Genomic DNA, 17,887 nt, shown 5'->3' on the forward strand with positions numbered 1-17,887 from the left:
GGGGCGTGTGGTCACCGGAAGTCCCGCGACCGGGTCGCGACGGGCAGCCGCAGCGGCGCGAGGTGCTCCGCGAGCAGGTTGACCGCCCCGTCGGCACTCTCCACCCGGCCCCGGACCACCATCGCGGGGGCGCCGCGCGCCACGGTCCGGAAGCGGCGCCACAGCCCCGCCGTGCAGATGACGTTGAGCAGCCCCGTCTCGTCCTCGAGCGACAGGAACGTCACGCCGCCCGCCGTGCCCGGGCGCTGCCGGTGCGTCACGACGCCGCCCACCGCCACCCGCCGGCCGGGCTCCGTGGCGCACACCCCGGCGACGGTGAGCACCCCCGCCCGCTCCAGCCCGTCGCGCACGTGCTCCAGCGGCGACGTCGAGCCGGGCGTGATGCCCGTGGCCCAGGCGTCGGCGACGTCCGTCTCGACCGGGGTCATGCCCGGCAGCGTCGGGGCGTCGACCCCCACGGACACTCCAGGCAACGTGCCCGGCCCCTCCTGGCCGAGCGCCCCGGCCGCCCACAGCGCCTCCCGACGTCCGGCGCCGAGGCCCTCCGTGGCCCCGGCGGTCGCGAGCGCCTCCAGCTGGGCGGTGCTGAGCCCGACCCGGCGGGCCAGGTCGCGCAGGTCGCGGAACGGGCCCCGCTCCTCCCGCTCCGCGACCATCTGCTCGGCCAGGTCGTCCCCGATGCTCCGCACCGCCGACAACCCCAGCCGGACGGCCAGCGCCGGGTCGGGCGCCGGCCCGAAATCGTCATTCTCGCGGGCGGAACCGTCGTCCCCGCCTTCCGCCGAACGCTCCACGCAGGCCAGCGCGCGGGAGGCGTTGACGTCCGGACGCAGCACCTGCACCCCGTGCCGGCGCGCGTCGGCGGCCAGCGACTGCGGCGAGTAGAACCCCATGGGCTGCGCGGCCAGGAGGCCGGCGTAGAACGCGGCGGGATGGTGCACCTTGAGCCAGGAGCTCGCGTACACGAGGTAGGCGAACGAGTAGGCGTGCGACTCGGGGAACCCGAAGTCGGCGAACGCCTTGAGCTTGTCGTAGATCTCCTCGCGCACGGCCGGGTCGTCCACCCCCTTCGCCCGCATCCCCTCCATGAGGCGCCCGCGCAGGGCCTCCATCCGCTCGACCGACCGCTTGGAGCCCATCGCCCGGCGCAGCCGGTCGGACTCGGCAGGGGTGAAGCCGGCCACGTCGATCGCCATCTGCATGAGCTGCTCCTGGAACAGCGGCACCCCCTTGGTCTTGCCGAGGGAGCTCTCCAGCAGCGGGTGCAGGTACGTCACCTTCTCCCTGCCCCGCGCCCGCTCGATGTACGGGTGCACGGAGCCGCCCTGGATGGGACCGGGCCGGATGAGCGCGACCTCGATGACGATGTCGTAGAACGTCCGCGGCTGCAGGCGCGGCAGGGTGGCCATCTGGGCGCGCGACTCCACCTGGAACACCCCGACCGTGTCGGCGGCGCACAGCAGGTCGTAGACCGCCGGGTCGTCGTCGGGCAGGCCGTGCAGCGTGAGCCGCTCGCCGGTGTGCGCCTCGATCGAGTCGAACGCGTACCGGATGGCGGTGAGCATCCCCAGACCCAGCAGGTCGAACTTCACCAGCCCGGCGTCCGCGCAGTCCTCCTTGTCCCACTGCAGCACCGTGCGCCCCTCCATCCGCGCCCACTCCACGGGGCAGACCTCGATCACCGGGCGGTCGCACATGACCATCCCGCCGGAGTGGATGCCCAGGTGGCGCGGCAGGCGCAGCATGCGCTCGGCCAGGTCGAGCACCGGGCCGGGGATCTGCCCCTCCTCCTGCGCCGACGGGGGGCGCTGCGCGGGCACGACGTCGTGGGCGTCGTCGGCGCGGCGCACCTCGCCCTCGTCCGTCGCGAGCGGGTCCACGACCCGCCGGCGGCCCTCGTCGCCGTGGGGCCGGGGGCCCTGCCGGTGGCCGAGCGTCGGCGACCAGTCGCGGCGGCCGCGCCCGGGCTGGTGACCCGCGTGCGGGCGGTCGGCGCGGCCCCCGCCCTGTCCTCCCTGTCCTCTCTGTCCTCTCTGTTCGAGCTGTCCGTCCGGGAGCGTCTCCGCCGGCCCCCACAGCGCGGCCACGCGCGCGTCCTTGGCCGCCGTCCGGTTCTCCGGTGCGCCCGCCGCCGCCCGCGCGACCCCGGCCGCGGCGTCGGCCGCCGGGCTGGCCGGGTCCGGCCCGCGCAGCGATCCCCAGCGCTCGATGGACTTGCTCCAGGCGTCCTGCTGCCCGACGTCGTAGCCGAGCGCGCGGGCCGCGTCGCGCACGGCCGATCGCGGCCGGTAGGAGATGACGTTCGCGACCTGCGCCGCGTGCGTGCGCCCGAACGTCGCGTAGACGTGCTGGATGACCTCCTCGCGGCGCCCGGACTCGATGTCGATGTCGATGTCCGGCGGGCCGTCGCGCTCGGGCGCGAGGAAGCGCTCGAACAGCAGGCCGTGCTTCACGGCGTCGACCGCGGTGATGCCGAGCGCGTAGCAGACCGCCGAGTTGGCGGCGCTCCCGCGCCCCTGGCACAGGATGCCCTCCCGGCGGCAGAACTCCACGAGGTCGTAGACGACGAGGAAGTACCCGGGGAAGGTCAGCTCCTCGATGACGCGCAGCTCGTGGTCGATCTGCGCCCAGGCGCGCTCGTCACCGGGGACGCCGGGGGCGGGGCGCGGCCCGTACCGGTCGGTGGCGCCCCGCCGCACCAGCTCGCGCAGCCAGCTGGCCTCGTCGTGCCCGTCCGGCACCGGGTAGGGGGGCAGGTCCGGCGCCACCAGGCGCAGGTCGAAGGCGCACTCCGCCGCGAGCCCCGCCGCCGTGGAGACGGCCCGCGGGTGGCGCCGGTGCAGCGCCCGCATCTCGGCGGCCGAGCGCAGGTGTGCGACCGGGGCACCGGGCAGCCAGCCGTCCAGGCCGTCCAGCGAGGAGCGCGCCCGCACGGCGGCGAGCGCGCCCGCCAGGTCGGCGTCGCGCGGGCGGGCGTAGTGCGCGTTCGCGGTCGCGACGACCGGCAGGCGCGCGTCGTGGGCCAGGCCGACGAGCGCGTCGTGCAGGTCGGCGTCCCGCGGGTCCCCGGTCGCGGTCAGCTCGACGGCCACGTTGTCGCGGCCGAACGTGGCGACCAGCAGGTCGAGCTCGCGCCGCGCCGCGTCGACGCCGCCCGCGGGGGCGGTGAGCGCGCGTCGGACGGCCCCCTTGCGGCACCCGGTGAGCACGAGCCACTCGCCGCTGGCCTCGGCCCCGAGGCCCTCGAGGTCGTACCGGGCCTTGCCCTTGACCCCCGCCTCCAGGTGGGCGGTCGCGATCGCGCGGGACAGGTTGCGATAGCCCTGGTCGCCGCGCGCCAGCACCAGCAGGTGGGTGGCACGCGGGTCGGGGACGCCGGTGGGCGGGTCGAGCACCGGCCGGCTCCCGGCGGTGCCCGGCGCCGCGCCGGGGGTCGCGGGAGCCGGCAGGTGCAGCTCGGCCCCGAAGACCGTGGGCAGCCCCACCTTCCGCGCGGCCTCCGCGAAGCGCACCACCCCGTACAGCCCGTCGTGGTCGGTCAGGGCCAGCGCCTCCAGCCCGAGGCGCGCGCCCTCGGCCGCCAGCTCCTCCGGGTGGGACGCGCCGTCGAGGAAGCTGAACGCCGAGTGGGCGTGCAGCTCGGCGTACCCGCCGGTCGTCCGCTCAGTCGTCGCCCTCTGATGACCGAGACTGCGGTTCCGCTCCTGGCGCGCACCTCGTCCCTCGGCCCCCACCCTCCGCTGCACCTCCGCCTCAGTCATAGAACGCCTCCACCTGCCACACGCCGCCGGTCTGCGCCAGCAGCAGCGCCCGCCCGTCGTCGAGCACCGCCTGCAGGTAGACGCGGCGCGCGCCCCCGCCCCCGGACCACCAGCGCTCGGCGAGCGGCCAGGGACCCGCCCATCCCGTCACCGCGACCGGCCCCCTGCTCCCGCCCGTGTCCCCGCACGCGACGGCGGCGGGCTCGCCGCTCATCGCGAGCCGAGCGTCCACGACGACGTCGTGCCCCGCGGCGTCGAGCACCCGAGCGGGCACCGGGTCGTCCGGCAGCCCGGCGGGCGCGGGGCTGGGCAGGGCGCCCGGCCAGGGCAGCCCGGGGTCGCGACCCGCGCCCCCCTCCGTGCCGAAGGGCACGAGCCGCACCCGGTCGCGGGGCCCGCGGCCGCCCTGCAGCTCCACCGTGAGCACAGCGTGCCCGCCGAGCAGGCCCTGCACCCGCCCGAGCGCCCGCCGGGCACGTTCCCCCTCGCCCGCGTCCGCGCCCCACAGGCCCGGCTGGTGGGTGGTCGCCGGGACGACTTCCTCCGCCGCCAGCGCCAGGTGCGCGATCGGCGCGACGATCGGGTCGGCCTCACCCCCGCGCCGGGTGGACGCCGCGGTCAACCAGCCCTCGAGCTGCCACCGCACGCGGTCCGTGATCCGCGCCGCGCTCATCCCGCCGGCCGCGGCGTCGTCCGTGCGCCACACGCGCTCCAGCACGGCGCCCTCGCCGTCCCCGCCCACGACCCCGCCGACGTCGTCCCCGCCGAGGTCGACGCCCGCCGTGCGCGCGGTGATCCGCAGCCGCCCGCAGGCCAGCCCGCGCACGGCGAGCAGGTCGTGCAGCGCGGTGGCCAGGCGGCGCGCGGCGAAGGTCGCGACGTCGACCCGCAGCGCGGGCGGGTCGAGCTCCTCCGCGACGGCCAGGTCCTCCTCGATGCGACGTCGCGCCGGCGGGCGCAGGTCGTCGCCGCGGGCCAGCCGCTGCGCCCAGGCGCCGAGGTCGCCGAACCGCGCCTGCACGCTCGCGGCGGGCAGGGCCGCCAGGTCGCCGAGGGTGCGCAGGCCGAGCCGCCACCACAGCCCGGCCGCCTCCCGGACGGCGGCCACCCCGGCCGGGTCGCAGACGGCGTGCACCAGCTCCCCCACCGGGCGGTCCGAGAGGAACGCCGCGGACCCTCCCGGGGGCACGACGGCGTCCTCGCGGGCGGCGAGCACCGCCGCGAGCAGCCCGTCGGCGACGCCCACCTGGCTCTCGTGCCCGGTGCGCGCGGCGACGGCGCCCACCAGGGCCTGCGCCAGCGCGAGCTCGGAGCCGTGGTAGCGCGCCGCCCCGCCCGCCGGCAGCAGGAGCAGCCCCGGGCGGGCCACCTCCAGGCCCGCCACCACCGTCTCGGCCGCGAGCGCCACCGGCTCGAACTCCCGCGCGTCGCGGGCGTCGTCGGCCGCCAGCAGCGCCACCTCGGGGCACCGCTCCTGCGCCTGCCGACGCCGCATCCCGCGCCGCACCCCCTGGGCGCGGGCGACGGCGGAGACGGCCACGACGGTGTGCCCCGCACCCGCCCCGCCGCCTGACCGGGCGCCGAGCACCGCCGCGGGGACGTGCGCGTCCAGGCCGGCGCCCGCCAGCGCCGCCACCACCGGCCAGTCCGGGACCCACAGCACGGCCGTCCGCGAGGTCGCCCCGGCCGGGGCCGCCCCGGACGAGGCCTTCCCGCCCGCCATCACGCCACCCGCAGCCGAGCCGGCGCTGCGGGGTCGTGCGCACCGGCGAGCACGCCGGCGCCCGGTGCCGTGCCCACCGCGTCGGGGCCGCCGACCACGCGCTCCACCCGCAGCGGCACGTCCACCTCGACCTCGACGGGCCGGGCGGCGGCCCCGCGACCGGTGCGCCGCACGCGCAGGGTGCGGCGGCGCAGCCAGCCCGCCCCGTGGTCGACGCCGGACCAGGTGCCGCCCCCCGCGTCGAGGGTGACGTGCGCGCCGGGCCACGACGCCTGCGCCACCAGCACCGCGCCCCGCTCCCGGGCGCGCGCGGCCAGGCGGCGCCGGTCGGAGTCGAGCAGGGCGGCGCCGGGGCCGACGACCACCACGTCCATCCCGTCGAGCAGCGCGGCGAGGGCCGCCGGCGCGTCCGGGCCCGGGGCGGGGACGAGCACGGTCCGCCCGAGCGCGACCCCGGCGTCCGCGGCGGCCAGCATCCCGACGCCCGGCGCCCCGACGAGCGCGACCCACGCCCCGGACCGCGACGCCTCGGCCAGCAGCGCGAGCAGGAGCGTCGTCGAGCCGCGGACGGCGAGCACCGTGCCCGCGGCCAGTCCGCCGTCGGGCAGGAGGGCCGACAACCCCGGGTGCACCGGCAGCAGGCGGCCGCCCGGCACCGTCGCGCGGCCGCCGCCGAGGCGCTCGCCGGTGCGGGGGGCGGCGCGGGGAGAGGTGCGCTGCTCCGCCGCCCGCAGCGCGGCCCGCGCGACGGCGGCCCGGTCGACCGGGCGGTCGGACAGCGGCTGGGCCGCGGTACGCGGCGGGGCGACGACCGTCACGCGACCTCCCCCCGAGCTGCGCCGGGCGATGCCCGGCGGACCACGACCAGCGACGACCAGCAACGACCGCCCGACGACGGCACGACCGCGATCACCATGTTCGAACATCTGTTCGAACACTGCCAGTAGACGTCGCGGCGGCGGCCGCTGTCAACCGCGCAGGTCGGCCGCACGGACTCCCCGCTCGTGTACGCTGCTCCCGACATACCGCGTAGTCGGTATGTCGGGAGGACGGGCGCCCGGGAGCAGACTGGGGCCCTCATCGACGAGGAGGTCGACCGTGCAGATCGTGGGCGCCGTGCTGGACCGCACCGGAGCACCCCCGCCGTACGCCTCCTCCGGAGCGCTGCGCACCAGCACGCTCGACCTCGACCCGCCCGGGCCGGGCGAGCTCCTGGTCCGCATCGAGGCCGCGGGGCTGTGCCACTCCGACCTGAGCGTCGTGGACGGCAGCCGCGAGCGCCCCGTCCCCATGCTCCTCGGCCACGAGGCCGCCGGGATCGTGGAGGCGGTCGGCGAGGGCGTCGAGGACGTCGCCCCGGGCCGCCGCGTCGTCCTGACGTTCCTGCCGCGGTGCGGGAGCTGCGCCGCCTGCGCCACCGACGGCCGGCTGCCCTGCACGGTCGGCAGCGCCGCCAACGCCGCCGGCACCCTGGTGGGCGGCGCGGTGCGGCTGCGCCGCGGCTCCGCCCCCGTCCGCCACCACCTGGGCGTCAGCGCCTTCGCCACCCACGCCGTCGTGCACCGCACCTCCGTGGTCCCGGTGGACGACGACGTGCCCGCCGACGTCGCCGCCCTGCTGGGCTGCGCGGTCCTCACCGGCGGCGGCGCCGTGATCAACGCCGGCCGCCCGGCTCCCGGCGACCGCGTGGCCGTCGTCGGGCTCGGCGGGGTGGGGATGGCCGCGCTGCTCGTCGCGCTCGCCCTGGGGCACGAGGTGCTCGGCGTCGACCCGGTGCCCGCCAAGCTCGAGCTGGCGCGCGGCTTCGGCGCCGCGGCCGCCACGCCTGCCATGGCTCTCGACGACGGCGCACGGGCGCCCGTCGTCGTCGAGGCCGCCGGGTCGGCGCGCGCGTTCGAGACCGCGCTGGCGCTCACCGCGCCCGGCGGCACCACCGTGACGGCCGGGCTGCCCGGCCCCGACGCCCGCGCGTCCGTCGCGCCGCTGACCCTGACGGCCGAGGCCCGCACGGTCGTGGGCTCCTACCTCGGGTCGTCCGTGCCGAGCCGCGACGTCCCGCGGTACGTCGACCTCTGGCGGGCGGGCCGCCTGCCGCTCGAATCACTCGTCTCGGCCCGCATCGGGCTCGAGGACCTGCCGGCCGCCCTGGACCGGCTCGCCGCCGGCGCCGAGCTGCGCCAGCTCATCACCTTCGACGAGAGGATCACCGCATGACCGCCACCGCCGACTCCACCTCGCGCGCCACCCCGCGCGTCGCCGTCGTCACCGGGGCCGCCCGCGGCATCGGGGCCGCGACCGCCCGCCGCCTGGCCGCCGACGGCCACGCCGTCGCCGTCCTCGACCTCCTGGAGGAGCAGGCCGCCGCGACCGCGGCCGACATCGTCGCCGGCGGCGGGCGCGCCGTCGGCCTCGGCGTGGACGTCGCCGACGCCGCGGCCGTCGAGGCCGCCGTCGCGCGCGTGACGGACGAGCTCGGCGCGCCGACGATCCTGGTGAACAACGCCGGGATCCTGCGCGACAACCTGCTGTTCAAGATGTCCGAGGACGACTGGGACGCCGTGCTGCGCGTGCACCTGCGCGGCGCGTTCGTCGCGACGCGGGCCGTGCAGGCGCACATGGTCGCCGCGGGCTGGGGCCGCGTCGTCAACCTGTCCAGCACGTCCGCGCTCGGCAACCGCGGCCAGGCGAACTACTCCGCCGCCAAGGCGGGCATGCAGGGGTTCACCAAGACGCTCGCGATCGAGCTGGGCAAGTTCGGCGTCACCGCCAACGCCGTGGCGCCCGGCGTCATCGCCACCGACATGATCGCCGAGACCGCCGAGCGCATCGGCATGACGCCCGAGGAGTTCCACGCCGCGGCGGCCAAGGACGTGCCGGTCGGCCGCGTGGGCCGGCCGGAGGACATCGCCGCCGCCGTGGCGTTCTTCTGCTCCGAGGAGGCGTCGTTCGTCTCGGGCCAGGTGCTCTACGTCGCCGGCGGGCCGAAGGCGTGACCGCGGCCATCCAGGTCTCCTCCCCCGCCGCGCTGGCCGACGCCGTCGGGCAGCGGGCCACGGGCGAGTGGTTCACGATCGCGCAGGAGCGCATCGACGCGTTCGCGGACGCCACCGAGGACCTCCAGTGGATCCACGTCGACCCGTGGCGCGCCGCCGACGGCCCGTTCGGCACGACGATCGCGCACGGGTTCCTCACCCTGTCGCTGCTGCCCCGGCTGGCGTCGTCGCTGGTCGAGGTGGGCGGCGTCGCGATGGCGATGAACTACGGCCTGGACAAGGTGCGCTTCCTGCATCCCGTGCCCGTCGGCTCGCGCGTCCGCGCGACGACGGAGCTCACCGGCGCCGAGACCGTCGCCCAGGGCGTGCGGCTGGCCTCGACCGTCACCGTCGAGATCGAGGGGGTCGACAAGCCGGCGCTCGTCGCGCAGACGCTGGCGCTGTACGTCCCCGAGGTGTGAGCACCTGTCCTGCCCGGCCAGAGCGGTCGGGCAGGACGCGCGGGGTCATCCTCACGGTATGACCACGCCGGTGGAGATGACGACGATCAAGGTGCCGACCGCGGTGCGCGACCGACTCGAGGCGCGCGCGGAGGCGCAGCACATGACCCGGGGCGAGGCGCTCGAACGGCTTCTCGACGAGGCGGGCGACGAGAACATCCAGGCCTACATCACCGACGCCATGGACTCCTGGGGCGAGGCTCTGGAACGACTCGCGTGACGAGGTACGTCACCCTGCCGACGCCCACGCCGTCGTCGACCGCAACGCCCGGCTCGTGCGCGACCTCGGCCTCCTGGACCCCGTGTGCCAGAGGCCGAGGGCACGCATGGACTCGGCCAACCGGCTGCACCCGCTGCACGGACGGGAACGAGCGCCTGTCACTGATCCTCGTGCACGTCCACTACGCCATGAACGGGCACCGGTCGGGCAGGATGCTGCCATGACGACGAACCCGCAGGTCGCCCCCGGTCCCCGCCCGCGCGACCAGCGCCGGGCCGACACCCTGGCGATCCTCCGCACCCCGGCGCGGGACGTGTGGGTCGCCACCGCCTCGGTGTCCCCCGACGGCACGCCCGTGCCCTACCTGGTCCCGCTCTCGCTGGCGTGGGTCGACGACCGGGTCGTCCTCGCGCTCGAGGCGACGTCGCGGACGGGCCGCAACCTGCTCGCCACCGGCACCGTGCGCCTCTCGCTCGGAGCGACGCGCGACGTCGTCATGATCGACGCCGTCCTCGAGCGCTCGGTCCGGGTCGCGGAGGCGCCGCCGGAGCTCGCCGAGGGCTACGCCGCGCAGGCGGACTGGGACCCGCGCCCGGGCGGCGAGCACGACGTCTACCTCGTGCTGCTCCCGCGGCGCGTCCAGGCCTGGCGCGAGGTGGACGAGCTGGCCGGCCGCACCCTCATGCGCGACGGCGAGTGGCTCTGAGCGCTACCCGACCCGCTCCAGCACCATCGCCATGCCCTGCCCGCCGCCGACGCACATGGTCTCCAGCCCGTAGCGGCCGCCCGACACCTCGAGCCCGTTGATGAGCGTCGAGGTGATGCGGGCGCCGGTCATGCCGAACGGGTGCCCGACGGCGATGGCCCCGCCGTGGACGTTGAGCCGCTCGTCCTCGATGCCCAGCTCGAGGGCCGACGCGATGACCTGCGCGGCGAACGCCTCGTTGATCTCGACGAGGTCCATGTCGTCGATCCCGAGGCCCGCGCGGGCGAGCGCCTGGCGGCTCGCCCCGACCGGCCCCAGGCCCATGATCTCGGGCGACAGGCCCGTGACACCGGTCGACACGATGCGCGCCAGCGGCGTCAGGCCGAGCTCGTCGACGACGCGGCCGGAGACCACGACGACGGCCGCGGCGCCGTCGTTGAGCGGGCACGCGTTGCCCGCGGTGACCGTGCCGTCGGGGCGGAACACCGGGTCGAGGGTCGCGAGCCTCTCGACCGTCGTGCCGGGGCGCGGGCCGTCGTCCGCGGACACCACCGTGCCGTCGTCGAGCGTGACGGGCGTGATGTCCCGCGCCCAGAAGCCGTCGGCGATCGCCGCCTCGGCGCGCTGCTGGCTGCGCGCCGCGAACTCGTCCTGGTCGCGGCGCGAGATGCCGCGCAGGTCCGCGACGTTCTCCGCCGTCTGCCCCATCGCGACGTACGCGTCCGGCAGGGCCCCGTCGGCGCGCGGGTCGGTCCAGGTCCCGGCGCCGCCGACGGCGCGCTTCGCCGTGCGCTCCAGCGCGTCGGCGAAGCGGGGGTTGGTGAGGTCGACGCCGGGGATCTCGTCGCTCGACCCGACGGCCATTCCGCTCACGGACTCGACGCCGGCGGACACGAAGACGTCGCCCTCCCCCGCCCTGATGGCGTGGAACGCCATGCGCGTGGTCTGCAGGCTGGAGGAGCAGTAGCGGGTCACGGTGGTGCCGGGCACGGAGTCCCAGCCGTTCAGCACGGCCACGACGCGGGCCATGTTCATCCCCTGCCGGCCGCCGGGCAGCCCGCAGCCCAGCAGCAGGTCGTCGATGCGCGCCGGGTCGAGCCCCGGCACCTGCTCGACGGCCGCGGCCACCATCCGCGCGGCGAGGTCGTCGGCGCGGACGTCCTTGAGCGAGCCCTTGTGCGCGCGGCCGATCGGCGAGCGCGCGGTGGCGACGATGTACGCCTCGGTCATGTCGTGTCTCCTTGGGGTCGGTGCGGTCGGGCGGTCGGGCGGTCGGTGCGGCTCGGTGGTGCGAGGTGGCGGGCGGGCCGCTCAGACGAACGCCGCGTGGCCGGTGATCTCGCGGCCCACGATGAGGTTGTTCATGTCCCGGGTGCCCTCGAACGTGTACACGGCCTCCGCGTCGGCGAAGTACCGCGCGACGCCGGTGTCGAGGGTGATGCCGTTGCCGCCGCAGGCCTCGCGGCACAGCGCGACGGTCTCGCGCATGCGGGTGGTGACGAAGGACTTGGCCATCGCGGCGTGCGCGTCGCGCTGCGTCCCGGCGTCCTGCAGCTGGGCCACGCGCACGCACATGGCGAAGCTCGCGGTGACGTTCGCGTACGCCGTGGCGAGCTTGTCCTGGATCAGCTGGTAGCTGGCGATCGGGTGGCCGAACTGCTCGCGCTGCCTCGTGTAGGCCACGGCCGCCTCGTAGGCGCCGACCATGGTGCCGAGCGCCTGCCAGGACACGCCGTCGCGGGTCACGCGCAGCACCTGCGCGACGTCGCGGAAGCGGTCGATGCGCTGCAGCCGGTCGGCCTCGGCGACCTCGACGCCGTCGAGCACGATGTCCGCGTTCTGCACGATGCGCAGCGACTGCTTGCGCTCGATCTTGGTGGCGGTGAAGCCCGGCGTCCCCTTCCGGACGAGGAAGCCCTTGACCTGGTCGTCGGCGGTGTCCTTGGCCCAGATCACGACGACGTCGGCGAAGGTCGCGTTGCCGATCCAGCGCTTGGCGCCGTGCAGCGTCCAGGTGTCGCCGTGGCGGGTGGCGGTGGTGCGCAGCCCCTTGGCCGTGTCGGAGCCGGAGAGCGGCTCGGTGAGCCCGAAGGCGCCGATGACGTCGCCGCTCGCCATCGGGGGCAGCCACTGCGCGCGCTGCTCGGGCGAGCCGCCGAGGCCGATCGCGCTCATCGCGAGCCCGGAGGACACGCCGATGAAGGTGCAGAACGAGGAGTCCACCCGGGCGAGCTCCATGCCGATCCAGCCGCGGAACACGGCCGAGCTCTCGAACGGCGCGCACTCGGGCCACGCCGCCCCCACCGTGCCCAGCTCGGCGAAGGGCTTGAAGAGGTGGACGGGGCACTCCGCGCGCTCCCAGTAGTCGTCCGCGAGGGGCCGCACCTCGCGCTCCATGAACTCGCGCACGGCGAGGACCGCCTCCTGCTCCCGGGGGGTGAGCAGGTCCTGGAAGCCGTAGAAGTCGGCGTCGAGCACCGCGGGGCCGGTGGTCGGGCCGGTGGTCGTGCCGGTGGTCGTGGGGACCGGGGAGGTGAACGTCATCGTTGCTCCGATCGTCGTCGAACGCGACCAGTGTGCACCCCCGTGCATCATTTTCCAAGATGTTGCACGAACCCCGAGCCGCGACACTAGGCTGCGGTCATGCCGGACAGCGCCACGAGCACCCCGACCGCCATTCACGACGACGGGCACGACGACGGGCACGACGGCGCGCCGATCGCGACCGTCGGCCTCGAGGCCGCGCCCACGCCGCTGTCCCTGCGCCTGGCGCCCGGCGCCCACGCCGACGCACGGCGCGCGTTCGACCTCGCGCGCGAGACGTTCGTCGCGGGCCGGCGCCTCGACATGGGCCCCCTGTCCACGAGCCTCGGCGTCGACCGGACGTCCGTGTTCCGGTGGGTCGGCAACCGCGACGCGCTGCTCACCGAGGTGCTGTGGTCCCTCGCCGTCCCGACGCTGGTCCAGGCCGACCGCGCGACGGCGTCCGAGCGCGGGGCGGAGCGGGTCGCCGACCTCCTCACGCACTTCGCGGGCGACCTCATCGCCGCCCCCTACTTCCGGGACTTCCTCGCCCGCGAGCCCGCGCGCGCCCTGCGGCTGCTCACCACCAAGGCCAGCCCCATCCAGCACCGTTTCCTCGCGACCTGCGAGTGGCTGGTGCGCACCCATCTCGGCGACTCGCCGTTCGACGGCGACGGCGGGGGCGGGAGCGGCATCGACCCGGCGTCGCTCGCCTACCTGCTGGTCCGGGTCTCCGAGTCGTTCACCTATGCCGACCTCATCACGGGCGAGACGCCCGAGGTGGGCCGCGCCGCCGTCGCGTTCCGACACCTGCTGCGGGTGCCGTCGACCCCCGCCTGACCCTCCCGCCGAACCTGTCCCCTGCGACCTCTGGAGCACCGATGCCCCGCGCCCGCCACCCGTTCCCGCTGCGGTGGAACGACAACGACCAGTACGGCCACGTCAACAACACCGTCTACTACGCCGCGATGGACACCGCCGTGAACGCGTGGATGATCGCCCACGGCGGGCTGGACCCGCGCGGCGACGTGATCGGCCTGTGCGTCGCGTCGTCGTGCGAGTTCCGCGCCCCGGCGTCGTACCCCGAGGAGCTGGAGGTCGGGATCGGCGTGGAGCGCCTGGGGCGCACCAGCCTCACGTGGGACCTGCACGTGCTCCGGGCCGGCGGCGACGAACCCATCGCCGTCGGCCGGTTCACGCACGTGTTCGTCGACGAGCCGTCCCGGCGGCCGGTGCCCGTGCCGGATGGCGTCCGGCGGGCGGTCGTCACGCTCCAGGACTGACCGGCGACCGACCGGAACAGCCCCCGCGCGCACCCCGGGACGACCTGGTCGCACCACATACCGACTGCGCGGTATGCTCGCTCGAGCCCCGGGACGATCCGGGTCGACGGAAGGTGGTCATCGATGACCGACGTGCCCGGACTGGACACCGCAGGGCTGCGGGCGTGGCTGGAGCGGGAGCACCCCGAGCTCGCCGGCGGAGAGCTCACCGCGAGCGTGATCGCCGGCGGCCGCAGCAACCTCACGTACCGGGTCGACGGGGCCCGCCTGCCGCTCGTCGTGCGGCGCCCGCCGCTGGGGCACGTGCTGTCCACCGCGCACGACATGCGCCGCGAGCACCGGGTCGTCACCGCCCTCGCGGACGGCCCCGTCCCGGTGCCGCGCACCGTGGACGTCGTGGACGACACCGCCCGTGGTGAGGTCACCGGCACGGTCTTCTTCGTCATGGAGCACGTGGCCGGCACGGTGCTGTCCCGGCCGGGGCAGAACTCCGCGTTCACGGCGGGCGGCCTGCACGCGCTCGGGCTCGAGCTCGCCGAGGTGCTCGCCGACCTGCACGCCGTGGACCCGGCCGCCGTCGGCCTCGCGGACTTCGGCAGGCCCGACGGCTACCTCGGCCGGCAGCTCGCCACCTGGCGGCGCCAGTACGACGCCTCCCGCAGCCGCCCCCAGCCCCGGCTCGACGCCCTGCAGCACCGGCTCGCGGCGAGCGTCCCCGACTCCGGAGGTCGGGCCGGCATCGTGCACGGCGACTACCGCCTCGACAACGCGATCGTCGCCGGGCCGCCCGACGCCCCCCGCGTCGCCGCCGTCCTCGACTGGGAGATGGCCACGCTCGGCGATCCCCTCGTCGACCTGGGCATGCTCGGCCTGTACTGGGACATCCGCGGCCTCACCGCGCGCGACGGGTCCGACGGAGGGTCGGACGACGGCGCGCTGAGCGCCGTCGTCCCCGGCGCCGGCTACCCGGAGTTCGGCGCGCTCGTCGACGCCTACGCCGCGCGGTCGGGCACCGCGCCGCCGGACCTGTCCTGGTACCGCGCGTTCGCCGCGTACAAGCTCGCGGTGATCCTCGAGGGCATCCACTACCGCTACCGGGCGGGCGAGACCGTCGGCGAGGGCTTCGACCGGATCGGCGCCCTCGTGGACCCGCTGGCCGAGGACGGGCTGGCGCACGCGCCCACGACACCGGTGCCCGCACCGGCCACGCCGGCGAGGAGGGCCTGACATGGACTTCGCCCCCGACGCCCGCACCGCCGAGCTCACCGACCGGGTCCGCGCGTTCCTCGACGAGCGGGTGCTGCCCGCGGAGCCGGTGCTCGACGCGCAGCTCGCGGCCGCCCCGGACGACTGGTCGCCGCCGCCGGTGGTGCGTGAGCTGAGGGCCGCCGCGCGCGAGCAGGGCCTGTGGAACCTGTTCCTTCCCGGGGACGGGCCCGCGGGGGAACGCGGCGCGGGTCTCACGAACCTGCAGTACGCGCCCCTCGCCGAGCTCACCGGCTGGAGCCCCCGGCTGGCCCCGGCCGCGTTCAACTGCGCCGCGCCCGACACCGGCAACATGGAGCTGCTCGCCCACTTCGGCACGCCCGACCAGCAGCGCGAGTGGCTCGACCCGCTGCTCGACGCACGGCTTCGGTCGGCCTTCTGCATGACCGAGCCGGGGGTGGCCTCGAGCGACGCGTCGCAGATCGGCACCCGCATCCGCCGCGACGGCGACGAGCTCGTGGTCACCGGCCGCAAGTGGTGGTCCACGGGCGCGATGAACCCGGGCGCCGCGCTGCTCGTCGTCATGGGCAAGACGGACCCGGACGCGCCCCGGCACCGGCAGCAGTCGATGGTGCTCGTGCCGCGCGACGCGCCCGGTGTGCGGATCGTGCGGCCCCTGACCGTGTTCGGCTACGACGACCGCGACCACGGCGGCCACGCCGAGATCGCCTTCGACGACGTCCGTGTGCCCGCCGCGAACCTGCTGGGCGGCGAGGGCGACGGGTTCGCGATGGCGCAGGCACGCCTCGGGCCCGGCCGCATCCACCACTGCATGCGCGCCCTCGGCATGGCCGAGCGGGCGCTGGCGCTCGCCGGGCAGCGGGCGCGCGAGCGCTCCACGTTCGGCCGCCCGCTCGCCGAGCAGGGGGTGGTCCGGGAGTGGGTCGCCACCTCTCGGGTGGAGATCGAGGCGCTGCGCCTGCTCGTGCTCAAGACCGCCTGGCTCATGGACACCGTCGGCAACCGGCAGGCCATGCGCGAGATCCAGGCCATCAAGATCGCCGTGCCGCGCGCGGTCCAGGCGGTCCTCGACCGCGCGATGCAGCTCTTCGGCGCCGCCGGGCTGTCCGGCGACCAGCCGCTCGCCGAGATGTTCGCCGCGGCCCGCGCCCTGCGGCTCGCCGACGGCCCCGACGAGGTGCACCTCGGCTCCCTCGGGCGGGCCGAGCTGCGCGCCTGACCCGCCGGCCGGCCCACGGCCCGGCATGCCCCCTCCGTCCACGATCGACGACGAAAGGACCGGACATGACCCCGACCCCCGACCCCCGCACGGGCTCCCCCGGCCCCGCGCCCGACGGTTCCGCCGTCGACGGCCCCGGCTTCGGCACGCTGTCGGCGGCGTCGCTGCTCGCGGAGACGGCGCGCCGCCACCCGGACTACCCGGCGCTGCACTTCGCGGGGACCACCACCACGTACGGCGAGCTCTGGGACCAGACCCGCGCCTACGCCGGCGCCCTGGCCGCCCGTGGGATCGGGCGCGGCTCGCGCGTGGCGATGGTCGTGCCGAACGTGCCCGACTTCGCGCGCGTCTACTACGCCACGCTCGCGCTGGGCGCCGTGGTCGTGCCGATCCACCTGCTGTTCCGGGCGGGCGAGATCGAGTTCGTGCTGCGCGACAGCCGGGCCGACGTCGTGGTCGCGGCCGCTCCGCTGCTCGCCGAGGCCGCGCCCGCCGCCGAGCGCGCGGGCGTGCCCCTCGTCACGGTGCTCGCCCCCACCGCAGAGCAGGGCGGGCTCGCCCTCCCCCGCCTCGAGGACGAGGCCGCCGCCGCGACCCCGGTGGAGCGGCACACGGCGGTGCATCCCACGTCGGCCGCGACGATCCTCTACACGAGCGGCACCACCGGGCTGCCCAAGGGTGCCGTCGGCTCGCACCTCGCCGCGGTGGAGCAGGTGCACTGCTCCCTCATCGACTCCTTCGACCTGCGGCACGACGACGTCGTCTTCGGCGGGCTCCCGCTGTTCCACGCGTTCGGCCAGATGGCGGTGATGAACTGCGCGTTCCGCGTCGGCGCGTCGGTGGTGCTGCTCCCCCGGTTCGACCCGGACCAGGCGCTCGAGCTCCTCGTGGCGCACCGGGCCACGGTGTTCACCGCCGTCCCGACCATGTTCGTCGGGATGCTGGAGGCTGCCCGGCGCAGCGACGCCCGGCCGCCGCTGCGGTACGCCGTCTCGGGCGGCGCCGCGCTGCCGGTGAGCGTGCTCGAGGAGTTCGCCACCGCCTTCGGGGCCGAGGTGCACGAGGGCTACGGCCTCACGGAGACGTCCCCCAGCGTCTCCTTCAACACGGTCTTCGAGCCGATCCGGCCCGGCACGGTGGGCCGGCCGATGTGGGGCGTGGACGTGGCGGTCGCCGACGCGGTGATCGACCACGAGGTGCACCTGCTGAGCGAGCCCGGCGCGCTCGGCGAGGTCGTGGTGCGCGGGCACAACCTGCTCAAGGGCTACCTCGGGCGCCCGGACGCGGACGCCGCGGCCGTCGTCGACGGCTGGTTCCGCACCGGCGACCTCGGCACCCTCGACGCCGACGGGATCCTCGCGATCACCGACCGCAAGAAGGACATGATCATCCGCAACGGGTACAACGTGTATCCCACCGAGGTCGAGGCGACGCTGGTGTCCCACCCCGACGTCGCGCTGGCCGCCGTCTTCGGCGTCGCCGACCCGGTGCACGGGCAGGAGATCCACGCCGCCGTCGTGCCGGCCGACGGGCGCACGCTCGACGCCGACGCCCTCGTCACCTGGGTCCGCGAGCGCGTGGCCGCGTTCAAGTACCCGCGCGTCGTGCACGTGGTGGACGAGCTCCCCCTCGGCCCGAGCGGCAAGATCCTCAAGCGCGAGCTGCCCGGCCGCTTCGCCCCCGTCCCCTGACGGGTGGTGGGCGCGAGAACGGGGACTGTTCGTCGACGAAC

15 protein-coding genes are annotated in these 17,887 nt (G+C 76.2%); 10 read left to right on the forward strand and 5 right to left on the reverse strand.

The window, feature by feature from the left end:
* Positions 1-11: 11 nt before the first annotated feature.
* From ACFQ80_RS11590 to ACFQ80_RS11600, 3 genes are read right to left on the reverse strand one after another with little or no spacing between them, the layout of a single operon-like run.
* Entirely contained in the window at positions 12-3,761 is a 3,750-nt protein-coding gene (locus ACFQ80_RS11590) for an error-prone DNA polymerase (protein ID WP_430563743.1), read from the reverse strand.
* Positions 3,754-5,484, reverse strand: coding sequence for a DNA polymerase Y family protein (locus ACFQ80_RS11595; RefSeq protein ID WP_430563744.1), 1,731 nt, complete (start codon positions 5,482-5,484; stop codon positions 3,754-3,756). The genes ACFQ80_RS11590 and ACFQ80_RS11595 overlap by 8 nt, the downstream gene beginning before the upstream one ends.
* The gene (locus ACFQ80_RS11600) at positions 5,484-6,302 is read right to left on the reverse strand and encodes a hypothetical protein (RefSeq protein WP_430563745.1); all 819 of its coding nucleotides are present in this window, start codon (positions 6,300-6,302) and stop codon (positions 5,484-5,486) included. The genes ACFQ80_RS11595 and ACFQ80_RS11600 overlap by 1 nt, the downstream gene beginning before the upstream one ends.
* Positions 6,303-6,582: 280 nt before the next feature.
* On the opposite strand from ACFQ80_RS11600, the gene ACFQ80_RS11605 reads away from it, so the two are divergent.
* The 5 genes from ACFQ80_RS11605 to ACFQ80_RS11625 all read left to right on the forward strand — a co-directional run bounded on the left by ACFQ80_RS11605 (position 6,583) and on the right by ACFQ80_RS11625 (position 9,903).
* Positions 6,583-7,698: an alcohol dehydrogenase catalytic domain-containing protein gene (locus tag ACFQ80_RS11605; protein ID WP_430563746.1), complete on the forward strand. Its 1,116-nt coding sequence runs from the start codon at positions 6,583-6,585 to the stop codon at positions 7,696-7,698.
* Positions 7,695-8,477, forward strand: a complete 783-nt coding sequence (gene fabG, locus ACFQ80_RS11610) for a 3-oxoacyl-ACP reductase FabG (RefSeq protein ID WP_430563747.1) — start codon at positions 7,695-7,697, stop codon at positions 8,475-8,477. Before ACFQ80_RS11605 ends, fabG begins: the two co-directional genes overlap by 4 nt.
* Complete coding sequence (locus ACFQ80_RS11615; protein ID WP_430551813.1) at positions 8,474-8,938, forward strand: MaoC family dehydratase; 465 nt, start codon at positions 8,474-8,476, stop codon at positions 8,936-8,938. The genes fabG and ACFQ80_RS11615 overlap by 4 nt, the downstream gene beginning before the upstream one ends.
* A 58-nt stretch (positions 8,939-8,996) precedes the next feature.
* Positions 8,997-9,197: a hypothetical protein gene (locus ACFQ80_RS11620; protein WP_430563748.1), complete on the forward strand. Its 201-nt coding sequence runs from the start codon at positions 8,997-8,999 to the stop codon at positions 9,195-9,197.
* 220 nt (positions 9,198-9,417) lie between these two features.
* Entirely contained in the window at positions 9,418-9,903 is a 486-nt protein-coding gene (locus ACFQ80_RS11625) for a pyridoxamine 5'-phosphate oxidase family protein (RefSeq protein ID WP_430563749.1), read from the forward strand.
* A 3-nt stretch (positions 9,904-9,906) separates the two neighbouring features.
* On the opposite strand, the gene ACFQ80_RS11630 is transcribed toward ACFQ80_RS11625, so the two are convergent.
* Both ACFQ80_RS11630 and ACFQ80_RS11635 read right to left on the reverse strand, forming a co-directional pair.
* Positions 9,907-11,133, reverse strand: coding sequence for an acetyl-CoA C-acetyltransferase (locus tag ACFQ80_RS11630; protein ID WP_430563750.1), 1,227 nt, complete (start codon positions 11,131-11,133; stop codon positions 9,907-9,909).
* 81 nt (positions 11,134-11,214) lie between these two features.
* Positions 11,215-12,447 (reverse strand): acyl-CoA dehydrogenase family protein, encoded by a 1,233-nt coding sequence (locus tag ACFQ80_RS11635; RefSeq protein ID WP_430563751.1) that lies wholly within the window; start codon positions 12,445-12,447, stop codon positions 11,215-11,217.
* A gap of 99 nt (positions 12,448-12,546) precedes the next feature.
* On the opposite strand from ACFQ80_RS11635, the gene ACFQ80_RS11640 reads away from it, so the two are divergent.
* The 5 genes from ACFQ80_RS11640 to ACFQ80_RS11660 all read left to right on the forward strand — a co-directional run bounded on the left by ACFQ80_RS11640 (position 12,547) and on the right by ACFQ80_RS11660 (position 17,846).
* Entirely contained in the window at positions 12,547-13,266 is a 720-nt protein-coding gene (locus tag ACFQ80_RS11640) for a QsdR family transcriptional regulator (RefSeq protein WP_430563752.1), read from the forward strand.
* A gap of 41 nt (positions 13,267-13,307) precedes the next feature.
* Positions 13,308-13,709 carry an acyl-CoA thioesterase gene (locus ACFQ80_RS11645; RefSeq protein ID WP_430563753.1) on the forward strand — a complete coding sequence of 134 codons (402 nt, stop codon included), beginning with the start codon at positions 13,308-13,310 and terminating at the stop codon, positions 13,707-13,709.
* Between the two features lie 123 nt (positions 13,710-13,832).
* Positions 13,833-14,936 (forward strand): phosphotransferase family protein, encoded by a 1,104-nt coding sequence (locus ACFQ80_RS11650; RefSeq protein WP_430563754.1) that lies wholly within the window; start codon positions 13,833-13,835, stop codon positions 14,934-14,936.
* A gap of 1 nt (position 14,937) precedes the next feature.
* Complete coding sequence (locus ACFQ80_RS11655; RefSeq protein ID WP_430563755.1) at positions 14,938-16,155, forward strand: acyl-CoA dehydrogenase family protein; 1,218 nt, start codon at positions 14,938-14,940, stop codon at positions 16,153-16,155.
* Positions 16,156-16,220: 65 nt separating this feature from the next.
* A complete protein-coding gene (locus tag ACFQ80_RS11660) occupies positions 16,221-17,846 on the forward strand; it encodes an AMP-binding protein (protein WP_430563756.1) in 1,626 nt (541 codons plus the stop codon).
* Positions 17,847-17,887: the final 41 nt, after the last annotated feature.

This window comes from Isoptericola sp. NPDC056578 (assembly GCF_042793275.1).
In the GTDB taxonomy this organism is placed as follows: Bacteria; Actinomycetota; Actinomycetes; order Actinomycetales; family Cellulomonadaceae; genus Isoptericola.

Bases quoted from the DNA above. Each gene is read 5' to 3' on its own strand.
- ACFQ80_RS11630 (WP_430563750.1), bottom strand. From the start codon at position 11,133: ATGACCGAGGCGTACATCGTCGCCACCGCGCGCTCGCCGATCGGCCGC.
- ACFQ80_RS11590 (WP_430563743.1), bottom strand. From the start codon at position 3,761: ATGACTGAGGCGGAGGTGCAGCGGAGGGTGGGGGCCGAGGGACGAGGT.
- ACFQ80_RS11625 (WP_430563749.1), top strand. From the start codon at position 9,418: ATGACGACGAACCCGCAGGTCGCCCCCGGTCCCCGCCCGCGCGACCAG.
- ACFQ80_RS11660 (WP_430563756.1), top strand. From the start codon at position 16,221: ATGACCCCGACCCCCGACCCCCGCACGGGCTCCCCCGGCCCCGCGCCC.
- ACFQ80_RS11655 (WP_430563755.1), top strand. From the start codon at position 14,938: ATGGACTTCGCCCCCGACGCCCGCACCGCCGAGCTCACCGACCGGGTC.
- fabG (WP_430563747.1), top strand. From the start codon at position 7,695: ATGACCGCCACCGCCGACTCCACCTCGCGCGCCACCCCGCGCGTCGCC.
- ACFQ80_RS11645 (WP_430563753.1), top strand. From the start codon at position 13,308: ATGCCCCGCGCCCGCCACCCGTTCCCGCTGCGGTGGAACGACAACGAC.
- ACFQ80_RS11595 (WP_430563744.1), bottom strand. From the start codon at position 5,484: ATGGCGGGCGGGAAGGCCTCGTCCGGGGCGGCCCCGGCCGGGGCGACC.
- ACFQ80_RS11620 (WP_430563748.1), top strand. From the start codon at position 8,997: ATGACCACGCCGGTGGAGATGACGACGATCAAGGTGCCGACCGCGGTG.
- ACFQ80_RS11650 (WP_430563754.1), top strand. From the start codon at position 13,833: ATGACCGACGTGCCCGGACTGGACACCGCAGGGCTGCGGGCGTGGCTG.
- ACFQ80_RS11635 (WP_430563751.1), bottom strand. From the start codon at position 12,447: ATGACGTTCACCTCCCCGGTCCCCACGACCACCGGCACGACCACCGGC.
- ACFQ80_RS11640 (WP_430563752.1), top strand. From the start codon at position 12,547: ATGCCGGACAGCGCCACGAGCACCCCGACCGCCATTCACGACGACGGG.